General features: G+C 61.1%; 15 protein-coding genes. 6 read left to right on the forward strand and 9 right to left on the reverse strand.

Going from position 1 to position 22,008, the window contains the following annotated elements; genetic code table 11:
* Positions 1–71: 71 nt before the first annotated feature.
* Genes NKJ32_RS05375 through NKJ32_RS05385 form a run of 3 tightly spaced genes read left to right on the forward strand, consistent with a single transcriptional unit; the run spans position 72 to position 3,617 of the window.
* A complete protein-coding gene (locus NKJ32_RS05375; protein WP_352826970.1) occupies positions 72–1,118 on the forward strand; it encodes an ABC transporter permease in 1,047 nt (348 codons plus the stop codon).
* Positions 1,115–1,999, forward strand: a complete 885-nt coding sequence (locus tag NKJ32_RS05380; RefSeq protein ID WP_352591408.1) for an ABC transporter permease — start codon at positions 1,115–1,117, stop codon at positions 1,997–1,999. The genes NKJ32_RS05375 and NKJ32_RS05380 overlap by 4 nt, the downstream gene beginning before the upstream one ends.
* Positions 1,989–3,617, forward strand: coding sequence for an ABC transporter ATP-binding protein (locus NKJ32_RS05385; protein WP_352826972.1), 1,629 nt, complete (start codon positions 1,989–1,991; stop codon positions 3,615–3,617). Before NKJ32_RS05380 ends, NKJ32_RS05385 begins: the two co-directional genes overlap by 11 nt.
* A gap of 206 nt (positions 3,618–3,823) precedes the next feature.
* Here the strand turns inward: NKJ32_RS05385 and NKJ32_RS05390 are convergent, their stop codons facing one another.
* A complete protein-coding gene (locus tag NKJ32_RS05390; RefSeq protein ID WP_352623064.1) occupies positions 3,824–4,864 on the reverse strand; it encodes an EscU/YscU/HrcU family type III secretion system export apparatus switch protein in 1,041 nt (346 codons plus the stop codon).
* 90 nt (positions 4,865–4,954) lie between these two features.
* Between NKJ32_RS05390 and NKJ32_RS05395 the strand changes: the two genes are divergently transcribed.
* On the forward strand, positions 4,955–5,752 hold the full coding sequence (locus NKJ32_RS05395) for a tetratricopeptide repeat protein (RefSeq protein ID WP_352826974.1): 798 nt from the start codon (positions 4,955–4,957) through the stop codon (positions 5,750–5,752).
* An 83-nt stretch (positions 5,753–5,835) separates the two neighbouring features.
* Here NKJ32_RS05395 and NKJ32_RS05400 read toward each other — a convergent pair whose 3' ends face one another.
* The 7 genes from NKJ32_RS05400 to NKJ32_RS05430 form a co-directional block, all read right to left on the reverse strand.
* A complete protein-coding gene (locus NKJ32_RS05400) occupies positions 5,836–6,285 on the reverse strand; it encodes a hypothetical protein (RefSeq protein ID WP_352826976.1) in 450 nt (149 codons plus the stop codon).
* 12 nt (positions 6,286–6,297) lie between these two features.
* Positions 6,298–7,656: a type II and III secretion system protein family protein gene (locus NKJ32_RS05405; protein ID WP_352591420.1), complete on the reverse strand. Its 1,359-nt coding sequence runs from the start codon at positions 7,654–7,656 to the stop codon at positions 6,298–6,300.
* 44 nt (positions 7,657–7,700) lie between these two features.
* Positions 7,701–9,869 carry a type III secretion system export apparatus subunit SctV gene (gene sctV / locus NKJ32_RS05410; protein WP_352826978.1) on the reverse strand — a complete coding sequence of 723 codons (2,169 nt, stop codon included), beginning with the start codon at positions 9,867–9,869 and terminating at the stop codon, positions 7,701–7,703.
* Positions 9,866–10,177 (reverse strand): tetratricopeptide repeat protein, encoded by a 312-nt coding sequence (locus tag NKJ32_RS05415; protein WP_352826979.1) that lies wholly within the window; start codon positions 10,175–10,177, stop codon positions 9,866–9,868. Before NKJ32_RS05415 ends, sctV begins: the two co-directional genes overlap by 4 nt.
* A 25-nt stretch (positions 10,178–10,202) precedes the next feature.
* Positions 10,203–10,634, reverse strand: coding sequence for a hypothetical protein (locus NKJ32_RS05420; RefSeq protein ID WP_352826980.1), 432 nt, complete (start codon positions 10,632–10,634; stop codon positions 10,203–10,205).
* Positions 10,631–11,635: a SctD/MshK family protein gene (locus tag NKJ32_RS05425; RefSeq protein WP_352826981.1), complete on the reverse strand. Its 1,005-nt coding sequence runs from the start codon at positions 11,633–11,635 to the stop codon at positions 10,631–10,633. Before NKJ32_RS05425 ends, NKJ32_RS05420 begins: the two co-directional genes overlap by 4 nt.
* 124 nt (positions 11,636–11,759) lie before the next feature.
* Positions 11,760–11,942: a hypothetical protein gene (locus tag NKJ32_RS05430; protein WP_126092905.1), complete on the reverse strand. Its 183-nt coding sequence runs from the start codon at positions 11,940–11,942 to the stop codon at positions 11,760–11,762.
* A gap of 184 nt (positions 11,943–12,126) precedes the next feature.
* Between NKJ32_RS05430 and NKJ32_RS05435 the strand changes: the two genes are divergently transcribed.
* Together NKJ32_RS05435 and NKJ32_RS05440 are read left to right on the forward strand one after the other, a co-directional pair.
* Positions 12,127–13,017, forward strand: a complete 891-nt coding sequence (locus NKJ32_RS05435; protein WP_352826983.1) for a MurR/RpiR family transcriptional regulator — start codon at positions 12,127–12,129, stop codon at positions 13,015–13,017.
* Between the two features lie 76 nt (positions 13,018–13,093).
* A complete protein-coding gene (locus NKJ32_RS05440) occupies positions 13,094–21,010 on the forward strand; it encodes a LysM peptidoglycan-binding domain-containing protein (RefSeq protein ID WP_352826985.1) in 7,917 nt (2,638 codons plus the stop codon).
* On the opposite strand, the gene NKJ32_RS05445 is transcribed toward NKJ32_RS05440, so the two are convergent.
* Positions 20,994–21,968: a LysR family transcriptional regulator gene (locus NKJ32_RS05445; RefSeq protein WP_352826986.1), complete on the reverse strand. Its 975-nt coding sequence runs from the start codon at positions 21,966–21,968 to the stop codon at positions 20,994–20,996. The two genes, NKJ32_RS05440 and NKJ32_RS05445, sit on opposite strands and share 17 nt — an antisense overlap.
* Positions 21,969–22,008: the final 40 nt, after the last annotated feature.

Here is a 22,008-nt window from a genome sequence, read left to right on the forward strand (position 1 = left end):
GGGCTCCGGCTTGCAGCCGCGTGCCCTGCCGGATGTGGCAGGGCAGCGGCCGCAACGGGAAACGCGTGCAAATGAACCCCGTCGCAAGAACGGTTCTGCAGCGCCTTGGCCTCGGCCTCGTCACGCTGTTCATCGTGTCCATCATCATCTTTTCTGCGATTGCAATGCTTCCGGGCGACTTCGCCAAGGCGATGCTCGGGCAATCCGCCACACCCGAAACGGTCGCCGCCTTCCAGCGAGAAATTGGCATCGACCGTCCGCCTGTCGAGCGCTACTTCGTCTGGGTCGGGCAGATGCTCCACGGGGATTTCGGCTCTTCGTTCGCGAGCCGCACCGGGTATCGGCGCACTGTCGCCGAGATCATCGCGCCGCGCCTCTACAATACGATGTTCCTTGCATCGATGACAGCGCTGATAGCAGTTCCGCTGGCCCTGGGACTTGGCATCCTCGCTGCGCTCTACCGCAATGGCTGGTTCGACCGGCTGGTGAACGCAATGACGCTGACAGCCATTTCGTTCCCGGAGTTTTTCGTCGCCTATATGCTCGCCTACCTGGTCATCTCGCGCGACACGTTCATCGGATCCGAGTTTGCACAATCCCTGCCGCACTGGCTCGCAGTGTCACTGAACTGGATGCTCAACGCAGTTCCCAAGTTCCCGACTTTGTCGAATGTGAACGACCAGACGCCATTCTGGGAGCATGTCTGGAGAGTAGCCTTGCCGGCAATCACACTTACGCTCGTCATCGTCGCCCACATGATGCGCATGACACGAGCGGCGATCATCAACATGCTGGCAAGGCCCTATATCGACATGGCGCGTCTGAAGGGAATGTCGCCCATGGCCATCGTACTCAGGCATGCGTTGCCCAACGCCTGGGCTCCGATCGTCACGGTGGTAGCGTTTAATCTCGCTTATCTGGTCGTCGGAGTGGTCGTGGTCGAAGTGGTGTTCGTCTATCCCGGCATTGGTCAGCTGATGGTTGATGCGGTCAAATCCAGGGATGTTCCGGTTGTCCAGGCCTGCGCCCTGATTTTCGCGGCGACCTACATCCTGCTCAATCTGACCGCCGACATCATTTCGATCGCCACCAATCCAAGGCTCTTGCATCCACGATGACCAGCTACGAACCCATCGCTCAGGTTCACAGGCTGAGGCGCTCGCGCGCCACCCGGGCCAAAACGGCGCTGAAGAAGGCACCCTTCAGTGCCTGGTTCGGCATCCTCGTCATCATCGGCTATGTCATTGTTGCGGTGTTCGCGCACTGGATCGCCCCATACGGCGAAACGCAGGTCTTCAGCGAAGCCTTCGCACCGTGGAGCGAGCAGTTCAAACTGGGAACCGACCAGCTCGGCCGCGATATGCTCACACGCTTGATTTACGGTGCGCGCAACACCATCGGTATCGCCGTCGCGACCACACTGCTGTCCTTCGCAGTCGGCGTCTCGCTAGGTCTTCTAGCCGCATTGTACAGAGGATGGCTCGACCAGATACTGTCGCGTGCGGTTGACGTGTTGATGTCGATCCCAAGCCTGATCTTCGCCCTGGTGCTGCTTTCGATCTTCGGGTCGTCGATCACCAGCCTGATAATCATAATTGCGCTGCTCGATTCTACCCGTGTCTTTCGGCTCGCACGCGCCGTCGGGCTTAACGTGGCAGTGATGGAATATGTCGAAGTGGCGCGATTGCGCGGGGAAGGCCCGAAATGGATCATCGCCAAGGAAATCCTTCCCAACGTGATGCCGCCGCTGGTCGCGGAGTTCGGCTTGCGATTTTGCTTCGTATTCCTCACGATCGCGGCACTGTCCTTCTTGGGCGTCGGCATTCAGCCGCCGACCGCCGATTGGGGATCGATGGTGCGCGAGAATGCAACCCTGATCACCTACGGCGATGTCACGCCGCTGCTGCCGGCCGGCGCGATTGCCCTCCTCACGGTATCCGTGAATTTCGTCGTGGACTGGTTCCTGCACGCAACAAGCGGGTTGCGGGATGAAAGGTAGCGGTCCGGCCTCGCGCGAAAAAGGCAAGGATCTACTGCAGATCCGCAATCTCCATGTGGAGGGCTTCTCGGACGAGCGATGGCATCCCATTGTCCGCGGGGTCGATCTGGCGCTGAAGCGGGGGGAGGTTCTTGGCCTGATCGGCGAGTCAGGCGCCGGCAAATCCACCATTGGCCTCGCCGCGATGGGTTACGCCAAGCCGGGCTGCCGTATTACACAGGGCTCGATCCTGTTCGACGGGATCGATCTTCTGGCACTCAGCGAAACAGGGCGGCGTCGCCTCAGAGGCTCCCGTCTCGCCTATGTCGCGCAAAGCGCCGCGGCCTCTTTCAATCCGGCCCACCGGCTCCTCGACCAGACTGTCGAAACTGTGGTGGCGCATGGGATTGCCAGCCGAGAGAAAGCGAACCGGAGTGCCGTCGATCTTTATCGGCGTCTTCAGCTTCCAGACCCGGAGACCATCGGCTTTCGCTATCCTCATCAGGTTTCCGGCGGACAGTTGCAACGGGCAATGACCGCGATGGCGATGGCCTGTCGTCCGGACCTCATCGTCTTCGACGAGCCAACGACGGCGCTCGATGTGACGACGCAGGTCGAAGTTCTCGCCTCCATTCGCAATGTCGTGGAGGAATTCAACACGGCTGCAATCTATGTGACGCATGATCTGGCGGTGGTGGCGCAAATGGCGGACCGCATCATGGTTTTGCGCGATGGACTTACCGTGGAGGAGGCTGAAACACGCCAGATGCTCGCCTCGCCCAGCCAGGAATATACCAAAACGCTCTGGGCCGTGCGCAAGCTCGCCAAGCCCGAAGTTCCGGCCGATGAATATCTGCTTACGATAGACAACGTCACCGCGGCTTACGCGCGGAGGGTCAAGGTGCTCCAGGATGTCTCCATCAAAGTTCCACGTGGACGAACAGTGGCTGTGGTCGGCGAATCCGGTTCCGGGAAATCGACGCTCGCTCGCGTCGTTACCGGCCTGTTGCCGCCGCTTTCGGGGTCGATTTCCTTTGCCGGCCAGGCCCTTTCCAAGACCCTGGAGACCCGCCCAAAAGAGATTCTGCGTCGCATACAGATGATTTATCAAATGCCCGACAACGCGCTAAATCCGCGCCAGACAGTCGAAGAAGTCATAGCTCGGCCACTTGAATTCTATCTTGGCCTCAAGGGAGCGCAGCGGGATCGGCGGATCGGCGAACTCATGCACATGGTCGAGATGAGCGAAACTTACTTGGATCGTCTGCCGGCCGAACTGTCGGGGGGCCAGAAGCAGCGCGTTTGCATCGCCCGGGCGTTGGCCGCCGATCCGGAACTCATCATCTGCGACGAAATCACATCCGCCCTCGACCAGATTGTGCAGGAGGAAATCCTGAAGCTCTTGATGCGGCTTCAGCGCGAGCTCGCCATGAGCTACATTTTCATCACCCATGACATTGCCACCGTGCGAGCGATCGCCGACGAAATTGTGGTCATGCACCAGGGGAAAGTCGTTGAGCAGGGATTGAAGAGCGAAATTCTCACGCCGCCGCATGCCCCCTATACCGAACGGCTTTTATCCTCCGTGCCGGAAATGGATCCGGATTGGCTGACAAGGCTGCTGGCCAGCCGGGGCTGAGGACGCATTGTTATTCAACGCGAATGAACGCAAGCTGCGGATCGGGCGGCATGACAGGTCTCCGAAACGCCCTCATTGAATCGGCCTGCTCGGTCTTCCGCCGTGCCGCCTTGACACTGACGGATGCGCGACCAGCGGACTTCCGCTTCGCTTCCACCAGCCGACAGGGCTAGACTGGCATAGAACGACAATCGCAGGATTTTGGCTCAAGTGAGCCCGTGCCGGACGAGGTGGCGAACGACCGGGGAAAACATCTGCTGGCCGATATAAGACCCGATGTTCGCATTTTCGAAGATCGCTTGGGCGGTAACGGCATCCTCGACTATGGGGATACCTGCCTCGCGCGCCTGAGCCATCATATCTTCGGCCGCACGGCCCTGACCCTTGCCGACAATTGTCGGCACAGGCGTTTCGCCCTTGACGTAGCGCAACGCCACGGCGCGGTCGCCTGACACCAAGACGATGACCGCGTTTTCCACACCTAGCTTCGCAGGCTGCATCACTGCTTCGCGCCGCTGTCGCTGCTGTTCACGGCGGATCAATGGATCGCCTTCGAGATCCTTGTGTTCGCGCTTGTATTCGGTTGTTGTCATGCGCATGTCCCGTAGGAACAGCCAGCGCTGAATAGGAACATCGATCAAGCCGATGACGATAAAGGCCAGGGCGGCGGCAGTCCCGAGAGGTGTCATCACCGCCTTGATGATCGGCTCCAGGCATGTCTGACCACAGCCTGGCGCATCGAAGAGAGGCTGTAGCCAGGCGATCAGGATGAATACGAAAAGGCTTGCCAGGAACACCACCTTGACGAGGCCCTTGGCGAACTCGATGACATTGCGGAGCGACAGGATCTTCTGAAGGCCCTTCGCCGGGTTTATGCGATCGAACTGCGGCTTGAGCGGCTCGAACGAGAAGACCGGCCCGAACGTGGCCAGCATGCCGAAGGCTACGGTGAGAACCACAACGATGCCGACTAGCGGCAATGTGGCAAGCATCAGCAATGAGAACGAGTGGTGGATGGCACGTAGGCTGACCTCCTCGAAAGAGCCGCCGGGCACCGTCACAGTCTGCACGAGTTCCGAAAGATATTTGAAGAGCAGCGGCCAGCAAAAATAGAGATAGCCAAGCGCTGCGAAAAGAGTGAAGCCGGATACCAGGTCGCGGCTTTGCGAAACCTGGCCCTTGCGGCGGGCGTCACGAAGCTTCTTGTCGGACGCCGGTAATTTCTTTTCCTCAGCTTCTTCGGCCATGTTGCAATCTTACCGCACTATCGTGGTTCCAGTCGGCCGATGCCCTGTGTAAGGTGGGACAGGCTTGAATACGGAGAGGTGGATTTGCGGTTGCGTGTCGTATTCATGCCAGTCGTCGTCGCGCTGGCGCTGAGCGGTTGCCAGACGACCCAAACCGGCTCCGTGCAGGCCAAGGCGCAGGGCCCATCGTCTCAATCCGAGCGCCTGATCAAGCTTGCCGACGATATTGATGCGCGCGGAGAAATTGATACCGCCATCGCGCTCTACCAGCGCGCCGCAGCAATGCCAGGCGCCAAGGCGAGCGCGTTCGTCAAGACAGGCGACGCTTACATGCGGGCAGGCTATCCTGCCGATGCCGCCAAAGCTTATCGGGCCGCGCTCGCCAAAGCTCCCAATGACGGGGGAGCAATGCTTGGGCTTGGCTCGGCGATGATGGAGGTAGGCGATATCGATGCAGGCATGCGCGCGCTTGCGCAGGCAGCGCCGCTGGTCAACACCAGCGGCGCCTACAACCGATTGGGCGTTGCGCAGACTTTCGCCGGGCAGACAGGGCAGGCGCAGGAGACTTTCGCCCAGGCGTTGAGACTTGCGCCGGGCGATCTTGACGTCGAGACCAACATGGCATTGGCGGCAGCCCTCGAAGACAATTCCGCTGCGGCGCTGCCGCTGGTGCAGAAAATTGCCGCCGCTCCCAATGCGCAATTGCACCACAAGCGCAACATTGTGGTGGTGTACGGGCTTCTTGGCCAGGCCGACCAGGTCAAGGCCTCGCCGCCAATCGGGCTGACGACCAAGGAGGTGGCCACCCTGCTTGCCCGCGCAAGAACCATTCGGCTGAAGGGCAGCACTCAGGCCAAAGCGAAGGCGCTCGGCTCCATCCTCGGCTAGCGAATCGGGCCGGAGGGCCTGAAGCGATCTTCCGCCAAGCGCGACGCGTAGGGTGACACTACGCGGGCGAATACCGCGCCGGCTCACTCGACTGGGAGCGTTGTTTGCGGCACCGACGGCGCGCTGTTGGCGCCGCCTATCGGAGCCTCCTCGCCATCGAGGTAGCGACGGGCCGCGCGCGCGGTCGGTGCCGCCGCCGCCGGGCCCATGCGGCGGCCTTCTACGAGGTCACGCTGGCTTTCGGACATCCGCTGAAGATTGAAGGCATTGGCGCAACCGGGCGGCAGATGGGAGCCGACGCCGGAGACGATCGTCAGATTCGTCTTGGCAGCAGAGTTGTCGTCGTCGGCTGGCTCGGCCAGACAGGCATCGGGAGCAAGAACTGAGCCGCCGACACCTTTCTCGGAGCCGCCTGCATCCGTCGAAACATAGTTGTAGCTAGGCGAATAATCCTGCCGCTGTTGCGGGCTGCTCGCGCAGCCGGCCAGAACCAGCGCTGGAACAACGCAGAAAAATGCGATGGGGGATGTCATATCCGGTCCTCGTTACTTGATGATCAGACCCGTCGCCGATGCGTCATTGGCGTGCTTGCGGCTGCGGTGCTTGGCTGCCGGACGATCAAGCGGCGTGGCGAGGCTGTCGCGCACCGGTTCCACCAGATAGGGCGTAATCAAAATGACCAGTTCGGTCTCTTCGTGCTGGAAACGCTGTGATTGAAAAAGCGGGCCAAGCACCGGTACATCGCCCAGCACCGGAAACTTTTCCAGATTGCGCGAAGTCCGCTGCTGGAAAAGGCCGGCGATCGCAAATGTCTGACCGCTCGCCACTTCGACCGTGGTGTCGGCCTTGCGCACGACGAAACTCGGCATGGCGAAACCGTTGGCGCTTACGGATCCGGTCTCAGATAGAGAACTGACTTCCGGCTGGACATGGAGCGCGATGCGGTTGCGGCCGATCAGCGTCGGGGTGAAGCCGAGGGACACGCCGAAGGGCTTGTATTGGACGGTGACGACGTCGGTTCCTTGCGGGATCGGAACCGGAATTTCGCCACCGGCGAGAAAGCTTGCCGTCTGACCGGTCATGGCCGTCAGGTTCGGTTCGGCCAGTATCTTGACGATGCCGTTGCGTTGCAGGGCTTCGATCAGAATGTCGAAGTTCAGGCCATGCGCCTGGTCCATGTTCAAACCGAAATTCCCGTTGCCCGAGGGCACACCGTTGTCCTGGAACATGTTGAATTCGAAGCCGCCGCTCCTGTAGCCGACGGACCAGTCGACGCCGTAGGACTGCAGTTCCGTGCGCGAGACCTCGGCGAAGCGAACCCGAATGTTGACTTGCTGTGAGCCCTGCACGGTCATGTTGTTCAGCGGCGGCTGTTCCGGTGGCGAGAAGGTCCGGGCGACATTGTCCAGATCCGTTGCCTCATCGACGCCTCGCGCCTCGCCTGTTGCAACGATACGGGTCCCGAAAATGTGGAGATTTGTCGCCGAGCTCGGCTGCATTGCTTGCTTGGCCTCGGTAGCAGGCGTGACATCGGGGGTGACGCGGAACTGGGCCGTTGCCTCGATCCGTTCATCGGCCGTGATCGCAATGAGGTTGGTCAGGCCGGGTTTGAGGCCGAACACATAGACCATGCTCGGCGACACGACCTGAAGGTCCGCGATCGTGGTATCGGCAATCAGCACGGATTCGACCGGTTCATTGAACCGCAATAAGCGTCCTTGCCCGACCGGCAAGCCGACCGTTGGTTTGCTCGGCAACGCTGATATGTTCTGTGCCGTCGCATCGGCCAGTGTGAGCAACAACGCCAGCAGGGCGCCAATCGTCGCGATAGCGAGCCGGCCTAAATCTGCCCGCCGGGCGAAAGCGGCTGATCCTGCGCCTGCCGCGGTGTTGTGGATGGTCATGCCATTTCTCTCCTGAATCCCCAATGTCGTCCGTCCGGCTGGCGTCAGGAGGGCGCCTCCTGCGCGGCATTCGCCTGAGCCGACGGGAGCGAATGGGAGACGACGCGCGCGCCGGCTTTGCCGGAGCGGCCGGCGATCGTGGCCAGCGGCTGGACGTTGAATTCGTGTGCGAGTTCCTGGAAGGACAGGACCGGAAGCTCGATGGCATTGTGTGCCAGCAGGCTGCGCATGTGACGGCGCACATCCATCGCGGCGAGGACGACCGGTGAAACATCGGTGGCGTTCTGCGACCGGGCTCGCTCGATTTCGGTGACCAAAGCCTGCGCATCATCGTCCGACAGATTCAGGAAGGTGCCGGTCGATGTGCTTTGCACCGCGTTTCGCAGGATGTCTTCGGCCGACCGCTGCAGCACATAGGCCGCGATGATGTTGTTGCGGCCGGCGAAGCGGAAGCTGATCTGGCGCTTCAAGGATGTGCGGACATGTTCCGTCAGCAAGAGGACGTCCTGTTCGCGTTGGCCCCATTCGATGAGTGCCTCGAGGATAAGGCGCAGATTGCGGATCGGGACGTTTTCCCCGACGAGCCGGCGGAGCACTTCCGCGATCTTCTGGAGCGGCACGGTCTCCTGCGCCTCCCTGACCAGATCCGCATAATCCGGTTCCATGTCCGAGAGCAGCCTGCGTGTCTCCTGAATCCCGACGAAATGGCCGGCATAAAGACGAAGTGCATGGCCGGTCCATTTGGCCGCTATTTGCACCGGCGTTGAGAAGACGAACCCGGCTCCCTTCAGTGCTGACAGGTAGCTGTCATCGGCCCATACGAATTTACGCAGACCGGCAATCGGAGAACCTTTTTCGTAAGGTATTTGGAGCAGATCGAGATGCGTCGTGTCCGCTTCGACAAGAACACGGTTGGCAGGAATTTCAGCATCCAGGATGGGCGCACCTTCCAGATCGACGCGGACGCTTCGTTGCGAGAGCATCTCGTCGACCTGCATGCCGATGGCCGGAACGTCGACACCGAGATCACCGAAGAGTTCACGGCGCACGCCGTCGGCGAGCGCGGCAAATTCGGGCTCCGGGACTAAGTGTGCGAGCTCGGTTCCGAAGCGCACGACGACGCGGTAGGATGGAGATAGTGTTGCGGTGGAGATTGCCGAAAGCGACGCGGAATTCCCCCGCTGTGCAGGCGAGGCGGTATGGCCGATGTCTTGAGGCTCGGAATCCTGGGCGGAGCGGCGATTGATTGCATAGGCGCCGGCGCCGCAGCAGCCACCAAGGACCAGGAACATGATGGAGGGGAAGCCTGGCACCATGGCAAGGCCGACCATGATCACGGCTGCGAGTGCGAGCGCGCGGGAGTCGCGGAGCAGTTGGCTGGTTATTTGCTGGCCAAGATCGCCCGTTCCGTCCGCGCTGCCGACGCGCGTCACCATTGTGCCGGCGGCCACAGCGACGAACAATGCGGGTATCTGCGCCACCAGGCCATCACCCACGGTGAGCAACGTGTAGGTCGCAGCCGCGTCGCCGAGCGACATGTCGTGCTGCAGCGTGCCGACTGCGAAACCACCTATCAAGTTGACCAAAATGATCACAATGCCTGCAATCACGTCTCCCTTGACGAATTTCATGGCGCCGTCCATTGCGCCAAACAGCTGGCTCTCGCGCTCCAGCTGCTGGCGCAGATGGCGTGCCTCCGCCTGGTCGATGTCGCCGTTGCGCAGCTCGGCATCGATGCTCATCTGCTTGCCCGGCAGCGCATCGAGCGTGAAGCGCGCGGCCACCTCGGCGACGCGTTCGGCACCCCGCGCAACAACGATGAACTGCGCAACGGTGATGATCAGGAAGATGACGAGGCCCACGGCAATGCTGCCGCCAACGACGAAGGTGCCGAAGGCGGTAATGATGTCGCCTGCGTCGGCCTGGAGCAGGATCAGTCGCGTGGTCGTGATCGTGATCGCCAGCCGGAACAAAGTGGCGATGAGGATGACCGACGGCAGTGACGAAAACTGCAGTGGATGAGAGACGTAGAATGAGGCCAGCAGAATAAGCACGCTGATGGCGATGTTTGCAGTGATGAGACTGTCGACGAGAAACGTCGGCAATGGAATGAGCATCATTACCACCGCGACGAGCATCAGAATGGCAATGACCAGATCACTGCGGCGTGACAGCCTGGCAAGGAATTGCATCAGCCGTTCCGAGACGGTCATCGGATGCCTCGTTGCGACAGGAAGCTAAGCAAGGCACTGCGCGCCTCCGTCTTGCGCCCGGCCACGAGCAAGGCGCGGCTCTTCAGCAATGTAAGCACCGGGTGATCCATTCCTTCCAAGGTCTCCAGCCTGGCAATCGTGGCAAGCGCCTTTTCCGCCTCGCCATCGAGTATGAGAAGGTGCGCCAACGTTCTGAGGACGCCGGCATTTGCCGGCGAGAGCTGTGCAGCAATAAGCAGGTAGGCCGCGCCCCGCTTTGCCTGCCCGTGACACCCGTAGAGATAGCCCAGGACGTGCAAAAGATGCACGGTGTCACGCGGGTCGGTCAGAGTTCTATCCTTCCTGCATGCGACCAAGCAGATCGCGATGACGCTCGATTTCATCCTCCATCAGCGTTCTGGCGAGCGTCTTGAGTTGCTCCCCGCCCTCCAGGCCTGGGACCAGGTGCGTTACAAGATGCTGGAGAATAGGCATGGAGCGACGCAGGATGGCTGGTTCGGGAATATTGGGCATGACGAAATTGGCGAGTATCTCGTCGAGCGACTCGCCGGCCGCACCTTGAGAAGCCTGGAATTCCGCCGTTTCCGGCCTTTCTGCGCCGGCGGCTGATTTCGTCCCCTGAGCACGGTTTGCTGCTTTGTCGACTCCATTCATCCGTCGCCGGCTGATGGCCTGGCCCCGCACACCTTCCGCCTGCCGCCCCTCGCGGCCCGACGTGTCAACCCGTGCCGTGTCGAATCGTGCCGCTTCAAGCGGCCGGTTCACGGATATTTCAGCGCGACCGTGGCGCCGCCCTTGGTCAGGAGAAGTTCGGTTTCGCTGATGTGTTTGACGGCCCAGCCGTCGTCGGTGAACGCACCTTCGTGATAGCGCGTGCCATCGGCTGCGATGACGTAGGGCCGCTCGCCATACCAGATCGCCTGCAGCCTCAGGCGCGGGGCCTGCTGCGCATTGCCAACCATGACGTTTGAGATGAGGGGAAGGTGAGCGCCGAACGACTGATCGAACCAGGATTGCGTTTGTGCCCAGACATCACTCTTGTCATTCGGGATCATACCCGAGACCACGAGGCGTCCCTCTGATTGCAGAACCGTTAATGTGCTTATGCCGAATTGCTCGAGGCGCAGCTTGAGCTGGCTTTCCGCTTCGGCGGCAGTGTGGATTTGCGCTGGCGATGAATCGTCCAGGATTTTTTCCCCTGCCTGGCCGGCGAAAGCCACTCTGACTGGTTGCCCGTCTTGAGAGGACGCCTTTGCGCCAATCTCTTGCTTGGCGAAAGAAAACCCGTTCGCGGCGACGGAAATTGCGAGAACCGCACAGAGAACGCTGCTCGCGACCAGCAGCGGGCGATTGGCAAAGGACCATCGATTGGGTACGCGTTGCAGGCTGACCAGCTTGATGCGCGCCTCGCCAACACTTATGGTGAGCGGCAGCCTGCAGCGGCTGCCATGTCCCTCATGGATGGTCTCGCCGGTGGCCAACGTGACATCGCCGCCGACGGCTTCGATTTCAACTTGGCTGCCCTTGCGCCGCAGCCTTGCGTGAATCGGTGCGATGCCGGCATCGCGCAGGACAATGTCCGACTCATTGCTGGAGCCGATCGTATATTGTGGCTCGACCAGACTGACTTCGGCGCCGGCGTGAAATCCGTGGGTCACGCTCAGCGCAATGGAATGTCCGGTGTCCGGGGAGGGGGCGATGATCGATCGGAGTCGGCGCGCCGGCGCTGCTGGTTCCAGATGTTTGCTGATAGGACGAGCGGTCATGCCACTTCATCTCCCGCCGATGACCATTTCAAATTGCAGCCTGATGACGGCGCTCAAAAAATTGCGCCGTGCAAGGTACGCCGCCGGGTGGTTGCGGCGGCGCATGGTTCGGGAATCCGCCGCCTTAGGCCTTTTCAGCCGACTGGCCGAGCGTCCTGGCGGTGCTCATCAGCATGTCATGCTGGGATTTCGCGATCTCTTTCGTGATCTCCAGGCCAAACATGCGCTCCTGGTGCTTGATCATCTTGTCCAGGTTCTGTTCCGGCGACCCTGCAGAGCCGGAGGTAATGGGAGGGGTAGCAGCCATCATTGTCTCCTTGAGGGACTATTCAAGTTGGAAACTCCGGACTCACATCGCTGCAGTCCGGAGGGTTGCGAAGGCAGCTTAAGGCAGCATGGCCGAAAATGAAAGTCCAGTTGGAATATTTGAGGCACTTCGGTTCCAAGTGTTGCGTCGCCTGCGTTCAAGGAGTACCTTGGCAGGTGGGTGAATGGGGTATTTCAGAATGGAAAAAGGTCCTTTGGCCGAGCTTTTGGTCGACCGGTTCGAGACCATGCCACCGCAGTTGCGGGTCGCCGCACGTTTCGTGCTGGATCATCCCAAGGATGTCGCACTGATGTCGATGCGCGAGCAGGCGCACCAGGCCGGCGTTTCGCACAGCACGATGATGCGGCTGGCGCGATGGATTGGCCTTGAAGGCTACGAAGATATGCGCAGCCTTTATGCGCGCGCGCTGCGCGAGACCAGCGCGGGCGAGCCGGCGCGACAGAGCATCGGACAGCATGGCGATCCGGGATATTCGACTGCCGGCGTCGTTGCCGACACGCTCGCCGCCCAGATCTCAAGCCTTGGCGAATACCGCAACGCCATGCAGTTCATTGCGGCAGCCGGTCTGCTCGCCCGGTCACGCGATCTGTTCGCTGTCGGCTCGCGCGCCGCCTATCCGGTCGCGAGCCACTTCGTTCACATCATGTCGTTGCTGGCTGGTACCGACTGCAAGGTGACGCTTGTCGGCGAGATGGCCGGACCGGGCCTGGATGCCCTCCAGCACGCGGGACGTGGCGCGGTGCTTCTTGCGGTGGGCATATCGCCCTACGAGCGCACGACGATCGACGTTGCGCGCCAGTCGGCTCGGCAGGGCATCGGCGTGGTGGCGATCACTGACAGCAGCGTGTCGCCGCTGACACAGATCGCGCGGGAAACAATTATCGTTACGTCAAATTCGCAGTCGTTCTTCCGAAGCATGGCGCCGGCGTTCGCCGCCGTCGAGATTCTGGCGGCGCTGGCGGCAGCGCAGTCTGAAACGAACGCCGCAGAACGGGTAAAACAGTCGGAAGAGCAGCTTGCTGCTTTCGGCATTTATTGGAAGCCCCCTCGATAACATCCGAAAGGTTGCGATCGGGCGGGCGTGACGGCAGCCAGGCTGCCGGCAACGTTAATTTCCGGAGGTCGTCCTCATGGTTCGCCCGATAACGCCCACCAAGCCGCCGGTCCAGCCGCAAAAGGTCAATGCCAAGGCAAACGCCGCGCAGATAGCGCGGCTGGAGGCCCAGGCTGCCAAGCTGCGGGAGCAGATCAGGCTTGCCAACAGGATGGGCGAGCGTGATTGGGCGGCACAGGCCCGCCAGGAACTGGCCCATGTGAGCACGCAACTGGATTCGCTTCAGTCGCCGCCGGTTGCGGCTTCGGCAGCGCCGAGGGTCAACGTCGTCAACGCCAGCAACGGCACATCCGTCAATGGCAGGACGGTGACGCCGGCTCTCTACACGCAGACCAATGTCGCGGCACTGGCGGCGACACCGGTGAAACTGGATGGCAGCACGCCCGAAGGCAACGCCGCCGAAGCGACAGCTGCGCGCAATATTGTCAGCGACGTTACCGGCGGCAAAAGCATCGACCAGATTGCATCTGCCCGGGGCATGACGCGCGAACAGGTTGTCGCCGCGCTCAGGTCCGGCGGGATGACCGTTTCGACCGCTGACCCGAGCGGCAATGGCGACGTGCTGACGACGAAAATCACGGATGCCAGCGGCCGCACCATCACGCAATATTACGACTACCAGCACGACAGCTACTACACGAGCGTGGAGCAACCCAACGGCACGGCAACCACCACGCCGATCCGGGATGGGCTCGGGCGCAAGGAAACCAGCAGCTATAATCCCGACACCGGTGCCATCACGACGCGTTACGAAGACGATCTGGGCACCGGAACCGTCACCGAGCGGACCACCTTGCCGAACGGCGCTTCGGTGGAAGCCGTTACACCCGGGAACGGGCCGGCCTTGCCGGTCACCACCGTCAACGGTCCAGATGGTCGCAAGACCCTCCTCGCTGCATCTCAGGATCCGGGCGGGGCAACCACCCAGGGCATCAAGGATGATCTCGCGGACGGCAAGAGCATCGAGCAAATCGCGCAGGAAAGGGGTCTGACCAACGAGCAGGTGATCGCCGAGCTGAACGCCGCGGGCTATCAGGTCACGACGCGCGAACCGACGAGCGACAATGGTGACGTGCAGTCGGTTGAAGTTGTCGATCCGCACACCGGCGTCAAGACCGTCTACTATCACGACTACCAGCATGATGAGCGCACCGTCGTGACGACGTCTGACGGCAAGGAAACGACGGTGTCGGAGGGCGGGAACGGCAGGACGCGCAACAGCGTTCGCAACACCGAAACGGGCGAGACCACAACCACAATCGTCGATCCGAAGGCCGGAACGGAAACCACGATCGTCACCGACAAGGACGGTCGGGTGACGACAACGACCACCGAGGAGATCAATGGCGGCGAGCCCGTCGAGTACGAGGTCAAGCCAGGCGACAACCTGACCCTGATTGCGCAGCAATATGGCGTGTCGCTGGACGATCTGAGGAGAACGAACCCTGAGCTCGTCAATTCGCCTCGTGACCCCGACATCATTCACCCGGGCGAAAAGGTTACCATCGAAAACGGTGCCCGCACGACCGTGGAAGTCACCTTCAACGGTTATACGCTGACCACGAGCCCTGATGGCAGCATGACGCTGCACAACAACACCACCGGGACCGACCTGAAGATCGAAGCAGGAAGTACGCAGGAGGCGTTGGCCAGGACGCTGTTGGCGGTGAACCCCAACAGCAGTGATGCCACGGAGGCAAAAGAGGGCGAGGTCGTAAAGACCTTCGTCGAAGGGCTGCTGGCGGGTGAAACCTTGCCCAGTCTCATCGACGCGGCAGAAGAAGCCGGACAAAACAAGCAGGACCTGATCGAGAGATATGGTCTAGGTACCGTCGCCACGCCCAAACTGGACGGCGAGAACAGGGTTGTCGATCCATTCGGCGATCCGCCACAGGGTAATGCACCCTCCGGCGGAAAGTGGACGCCGATGAAGATCGATGGCGTCTGGACCTGGATCGATCCCGAGGTAGCCCAGGCCATCATTGCTGAGAACATCGCGCTGTCCCAAATTACGGAGACGCGAGCTCTGGCCGGTCAGCGGCAGGAACAGTTCAACATCTATATGCTCGACCCCGCCTACAAGGATGCTGTTGATGGGGCGCAGACAGTTATGAATGAGGCGTTGGCAGCCCATGGTCTGCAATGGACCCCGCAGAAACCGGAAGGCACGCTTGCCGATGCGCAGGAGCGGCTTACCAAGTCTAACACCTTGCTGCAAAACGCGCAGGATGCCCGTGGCGAATATGAGGCTGCCGGGCGGATTCTCGCCGACGCGATCGCCCAGCAGAGCGAACTTGCGCCGCTGATTGATCCCAATGCAGACGTTGCATCCGCGCAAGGGCAGCCAGGTCCCAATCGGCAAACGCAGTACGCGCAAGGCCTCGCGGATCATGCGGCTGTCGATCAGCTGTTCTCCGAAGTCGGCCTGCATCTGAGCAAGGGCGACAAGCTCACCATCGACTTCCTGGTGGGGCAAGCCGAACTTGACGGCATTCCGACCGACTCGAAGGAATATCAGGACCTCAAGGCGCTGCAGACGACAGCAGGCAATCAGCTCGAATTGGCGGAAGCCTATCAAAACTACTTCAACGCCCGTGCCGAGGCCACGCAAGTGGGTGCGCAGCAGACGGACCTCGAGCAGAGACTGCTCGCCGAATATAATAGCGAGCACCAGTTTCTGTTCGAACAGGGAAAGAAACATCAAAGGGTCAGTGGCGATTATCTGGGTCTCTTCCAATCGCAAAAACTTGAGGTCCGCGACGGCCAGCTGTGGGTGGTCAACCAGTTCGAAGAGGGCACGACCGAGCAGCAGCTCACCTACAATCTGAGCGAAACGAACGTCAGGGATGAGTACCGCGATCGGCAACTCAACAAGGACTGGCAGCAGCTTTTGGGCGGCAGCAGTTCCACCGGGCCGGTGTGCACGGCAAATGGCCTGGAAGCGGTGAGGGCCAGCGAGGCGCAGGCGGCGCAGAATCTCAACGATGTCCTGGATCGGCAGCTCGGCGACAGCATTGAAGACCTGAACTCCGAGCTGTCAACGCTGCAGACCAACTTCAACAATGCGTTGACGGAGCACGGGCCAGGAACAGTCGATGCTGCTGAAGGCACCCTGCCCGATGGCGTGCAGCCTGTCGAGATCAACGTCGGCGGACAGACAATCAAGGTGGCGCCGGAGGTTGCCCAGACATACAACGAGATAGGGATCGATGCGTTGACCCAGAGCGGGAAGGCAGTCTGGATCGACCTGGATACAAAAGATGACGATGCCAGTGGACGCTGGGTTGATCCCGAACTAGCGGTCGCCAAACTCAAGCTGGACGCGACAAGGCTTCAGATAACGCAGGCCGAGGAGCTGCGCGGGCTGGTGCAAGGCTTCAGCGACTATCATGAGCTTCGGTCCAGCGATCCCTCGTTGCTGGTTGACCGCAACGGCACGGTGGATAAGACCTATCTGGACGAGCATGAGCAGCAGACGCTTGACGGCATCTATCAGCCGAAGTTCCAGCAACTGCTCGACAGCGGCTACGACAACGAGTTCCGTGAACAGCGCGGCACGGCCCTTGAGGAGACGGTCGCCAGAACGCTCGGCATAGATCGTTCGACCGAGGAAGGTCGCGAGGCGATCGAGAATGTGACGGAAGAGATCCGCGATATCGGCGGCGACAATCCTTATGTGCGCAGCGTGCCGATTTTCTATGTTGACGACGAGGTCGGGACACAGCAGGTCGCGCTGTTTGCTGTGCGTGACGGAGACGGCAACACTCGCTATGTCGATGTGACCGGCAAAAAGTTCGACGACCTCGGAGATTTCCAGGACAACAACAACCAGTTCGGCGAAGATGGCAAGCTCGTCGTCCCCAAGGGTCTGGAGATGAAGGCCGGCGATGACGGCAGGATCGAACTGGAAGTCGTCAAGTCGCGCAATGTTTCTGCTTGGGACAAGGTCGTCGATCCGCTGGTTGGCATCGGGACGGGTATAGCCACCATTCTGTCGTTCACGCCGGCCGCGCCGATTGCAGCACCCTTGGCCTATACGGGCGCTGCCTATCTCGGCACCCGAGCGGTCATAAACCAGGTCAACCATCTGGAACATGGCGGCGAGTGGGACGATACCGAGTCGCTGATGAATGTCGCCAGCGTGGCAACCACGGTTCTGCCGATGGCTTCCAGCGGTCTGCGCACCATTGGATTAGCAGGAAGGGAAATGACGGCCGCCGGATTGGCGGGAAAGGAAATGACGGCCCTGCAGGCCTTCCGTGGCAGCATAGGCGCAACACGGTCCAGCTCGCCCCTGGCGCTCGAAACCCGAACCTACATGCAGTCGACCGCTGGTTTGAACAAGGCGGCCTGGGGAATGGATGTCGGCTCCGTGATTGTCGGTGCACCTTTGCTGGCGACATCGGCCTACGATCTGGCTGTCAACGGGGAGCAGATGAACGGTCTGCAGCTTGCCAACGCGCTTACGGGTCTTGGCACCGGCATTGCCGGCACGGGCCTCGGCATTCACGGACTGCGGGCACTGCGACCTGGAACGGGCACGCCGGCAAGCGTTTACAGGCCGACCGGGGAACAGGGATTTCAAGATCCTAGTCATCCTGTGATACCTGGAGAAGTGGTCAACACCAGTGACGCCAGCGGTGACGGTCCGACGATGCAGCCGGGCCGCGATCCGCATGGGTCGACTGGGCGCAATTCACCGCCTCCCGCTGATAGCGGTCCCATCATTGTGCCGAACAAGCCGGCAGGAAAAGACGACTCGATGCGCCTCGTCTGGGATCCGGAGACGCGCAGCTTCACCGGCATGCCGGAACCCGACACAAGCGGGCACACGTCTCCGGGCAGAACCCTGCGGCTCCAAGACAAGAACGGCGAGGTGATCGTCGCGGCGATGTTGGGCACGGAGCCCAGGAGCCCGGAACAGGTGTATGTGCCGCCTTCCGACGGACCGCGCGCGCCGGCCGATGCGCCGGAGGTCGCGGACAAGACGCACATACTGGTATACGACCCCAATACGGGCGAACCCGTGGTGCTACCCTGGATACGTGGTGCTTCCGACGACCATGGGCCGGGGAGTCTTGGGTATCCCGAGGAGGGCAATCAGCCTGTCGAAGGCGCGGACGATCCTACAAGACCCTTGCGCGGCAATGTCGGCCCGTTTGTGTTCCGGGCCGATACCCGCTCGCCAACCGAGATCAGGGACGCGGGAGGCTTCTCGCCACCGCCCCCGACAGGAATCTGGGTGGACAATCCGCAAGGCATTGCCCTGAGCAACTATGTCATGGGCAATACCCATGGCCGTTTCGTCGGCACGAGCCAGTCAATCTCGGGAGCCAAGGCTTTCGTTTCGGAAGAGTCACGAGCCGCTCGGCAGCAAGGTTACACCTATCTCTACACGCTCAATCCAAGCAGACCGCGCCTCCACGTCCCGACTGAATTCGAGGCAATGGGCCGACCCGTCAGCGACAGGATGGCCCGCGTCGACGAGACCGCAGTCGACGGCAGCATACCATGGAGCGAGGTCTATGGCTGGCGGATGATGGATCCGGACGGGAATTTCGTCGGTGAGTTCACGCGCAATGAGGATGCCGTCGCGCCCGGCACATCGACACAAAAACGCCCACAGGTCATCTTGCGGCCGGCCGACGAGTTCTGGGATGTCAATACGCCAGCACAGACCGAAGCGCCGCCGCCCCCAGTGGCCGAGGTGGTCAGCAACGAAGCCCCAGCTGTGACTGGCGAAACGCCGCAAGCGGTGAATATTGCTGCCGAAACGCCGACAGCCGCTACATGGCCGCCGGCGCCCGACCGGGGCAGGGCGGTTTTTGACCCTGACAGCGGAAAGATCGTCAGCCTTGAGCTTCCGGTGAGCTCCGCCGCGGAACCAGGATATGCGGAACCGGTGCGGGCGCCGACCGGGCCGGAGGTCAGGGCGCTTTCAGCCGATCAGATTTCCGAACTGACAGGCACGCAATTGCACGCCATCAAGCCAGAGCATATCGCCAAGCTGGCGCCTGAGCAGGTTGCTGCACTGAGCCCCGAGCAGATCGGGCAGCTGACGTTTGATCAACTTGCGGCGCTTCGGCCGAAGCAGTTGCGGGCGCTGAGTGCCGAACAGCTCCAGGCGATCAGGCCAAGCAGATTGCAGGCCGTTGCCCCTGGCCGTATCACCGGCTTGCGACCGGATCAGGTCGCTGCCTTTTCACCCGAGCAGCTCGCTGCCTTGACCATTGAGCAAGTGCGCAAGCTGACACCCGACCAGATCGCCAAGCTCAGTGATGAGCAGCGCAATGCCCTTACGTCGGAACAAGTCGCCGCCATGAGACCTGCCCAATTCGGCCATCTCGATGCGACCCAGTTCGCGGCGTTGAACCCTGATCTCGTCGCAGCACGCGATCCGGTGGCAACGGCAAAGCTGTCGCCGGACCACATCTCGGCGCTTACGCGGGAGCAGCTTGGCGCTCTGACCATTCATCAGATCGAGGCGCTGACGAAGCAACAGATAGCGGCGCTGACGCCGAAGCAGCTTGCCGAGTTGAGCCCCGGCCAGTTGCGCAAGTTCACGCCTAAGCAGTTTGCCTGGATGTCGACGGAGCAAACAAACGCCCTCTCCGTGCTGCAACTGACGACCTATCGGGCAACGCATAAAAAGGCGATGACGCCGGATCAGGCCACCAGCGTCGATCTGGCCCTCAGCTATGCCAGGATGCGGGAAAACGCTCAGGCGCTCGCCACCTTTGGCGGCATGTCGACCACCTCCTACATGTTGTGGAGTTCATTGCCGCCAACCTGGACCGCCACCGCCGGATCGGTGGCATTTGGCGTGCGAGGCATGGTTTTCGGCGCCCAGGCGCTCTTCCCCAACGCAACCGCAGGTCACAAGCCGTTCGGGCGATTCCTCAACGCGCTCGGCGGAGCCACATTCATTGCCGCAGCGCCAGGTGCCGCGACCGGGATGATCCAGGGTAAGGATCTTGTCGTCAACAGCACGTTCACGCTCGGCAACATCGTCTATGGCACGAAGTCGATGCTGCAGTCGTTCACCGGCAGACCGGTGATCCGAAACCTGGCCGAACATCTGGCTGGACCCGGCTATGTGCTTGGCTGCGCCGTCTATACGCTGCACTCCTGGCCGGCGCCGATCGCCACAGTCGCCGGCACCATGTTCACCTTCGGTTGCGCGGAATTCTGGGCGTCGGCCATAAGGACGGACCGGATGAATCGCCGTTCAGTGCCGCGAACCGATGCTGATATCGCGGCGGCGGAAAAGTCCGACAAGAGATGGGCTGCATGGGATCGGTGGACTCTGGGCATCACCTTCGGCGTTGGAATGCTTCTCTTCTCGCTGGACGCCCTGCTCGCGGAGCCTTGGGAGGGCGCGAAGACGCCCCCTCCACCCGATCCGAAAAAACCGGATGGCGATGCCTCGTCCCAGCAACCCGATGATCCTTCGGATGTTCCAGGTGGCCCGCAGATCTCGGGGGAGGATTTCCCGCAACTTGTCGTGGTCGCCGATGACGGCCTGAATTTGCGGACCCAGTCTGACGGGGATTCGACTGTGGGAACGGTTCTGCAACCCGGCACATTCGTCGAACAGACCGCGAAGCCATCGACCGATCCGTCAGGGGAGACCTGGATACCTGTCGAAGGTTTCGCACCGGATGGCGAAATGCATAGCGGCTGGGTTTCCGGCGACTATGTCGAGGCTCATGCCGAGGGCAGCAGCAATCCTGAGGGCCGCACGAACCCAACGCTGGAGAAAGACGGTTATCGGTGGGTCGAGGTCAGGGATGGCGACAGCATTCGCCTGATAGCCAAGACCCATTCTGCGGATGTGGCGGACACGGTTGTGCTCAACATGGATCATATTCTGAGCCCGGACGTGATCTTCTCAGGCGACCGCGTCTATCTGCCGATCACCTCGATCGGCTGAGAAACCGCGGGCCGAGCCTATCGTCCATTGACTCCTGCGCCTTGTCGGTTCTCGCGGCATACGCGTTTGCGACACTGGCGGCGAGTTTTGCCGCCCGCTCAGCTGCCGGATTGGACGGTTCGGAGGAGTAGGAGGCGGTAAACTGCAGATCTGACGGATGCCATTCGCAGTCGACAATGCGCAGTTTACCGCTTGCGGTATAGTCCTGGACGACTTCCTCAGGGAGAGAGGCGATGCCGATACCATTGAGTGTCATTTTGATGGAAGCGGCCAGCGAATTAGCGGGAAAGATACGCGGCGTCTCTTCCAGTTCGCCGGTCAGCTTGCGGTAAAGTTCGCTGTAGGGTCTGGTGGTCCGCGCATAGCTGATGATTGGGAATTGCATCAGATCAGTCAGCGTCAGCTTGCGCCGCGGAGGCAGGTTCAGGTGCGGCGAGCAGACCCACACGAGCGGAAAGGACGGCATCTCGATGTTCTCGATGCTGTGTTCCAGAATTGGGCCCATCAGCACCGCAAGATCGAGTCGGTGTGACATGAGTTCATTGCGAAGGGTCGTCGTCGCATCGACGACGATATCCGTCTCGACAAGCGGATAGTTTGCCTTCAGTGCCTCGAGGAAATCCGGGAGCCAGGTGTGCACGATCGTTTCGGCCACCCCAAGCCTCAGCACCCTCGTCGTCTCTGAAGTCTGTGAAAGAGAGCTGGCCATCAGTTGCAGCCGCTCCGCTACGCGCAGAACCCGTTGGGCAGGTGGTAGCAGCCGTTGTCCTTCGGCGGTCAGCCTGACTGTGCTGCTGTGCCGCTCGAACAGCTTGGCACCCAGCGCTTCCTCCAACCCGGCGATTCGTGTGGATACCGCCGGCTGCGTGGTATTCAGGCGTTCCGCCGCCTTTCGAAAGCTTCCGAAAGTCGCCACCAGGAGAAAGGTTTCGAGCTGCTTGATGTTGAAAGGTATCATTACGGTCGATCGCTCATCTGCGGCTTTCGGGGAAGGGGGC

Source organism: Mesorhizobium sp. M0159 (genome assembly GCF_040322295.1).
Taxonomy (GTDB): Bacteria; Pseudomonadota; Alphaproteobacteria; order Rhizobiales; family Rhizobiaceae; genus Mesorhizobium.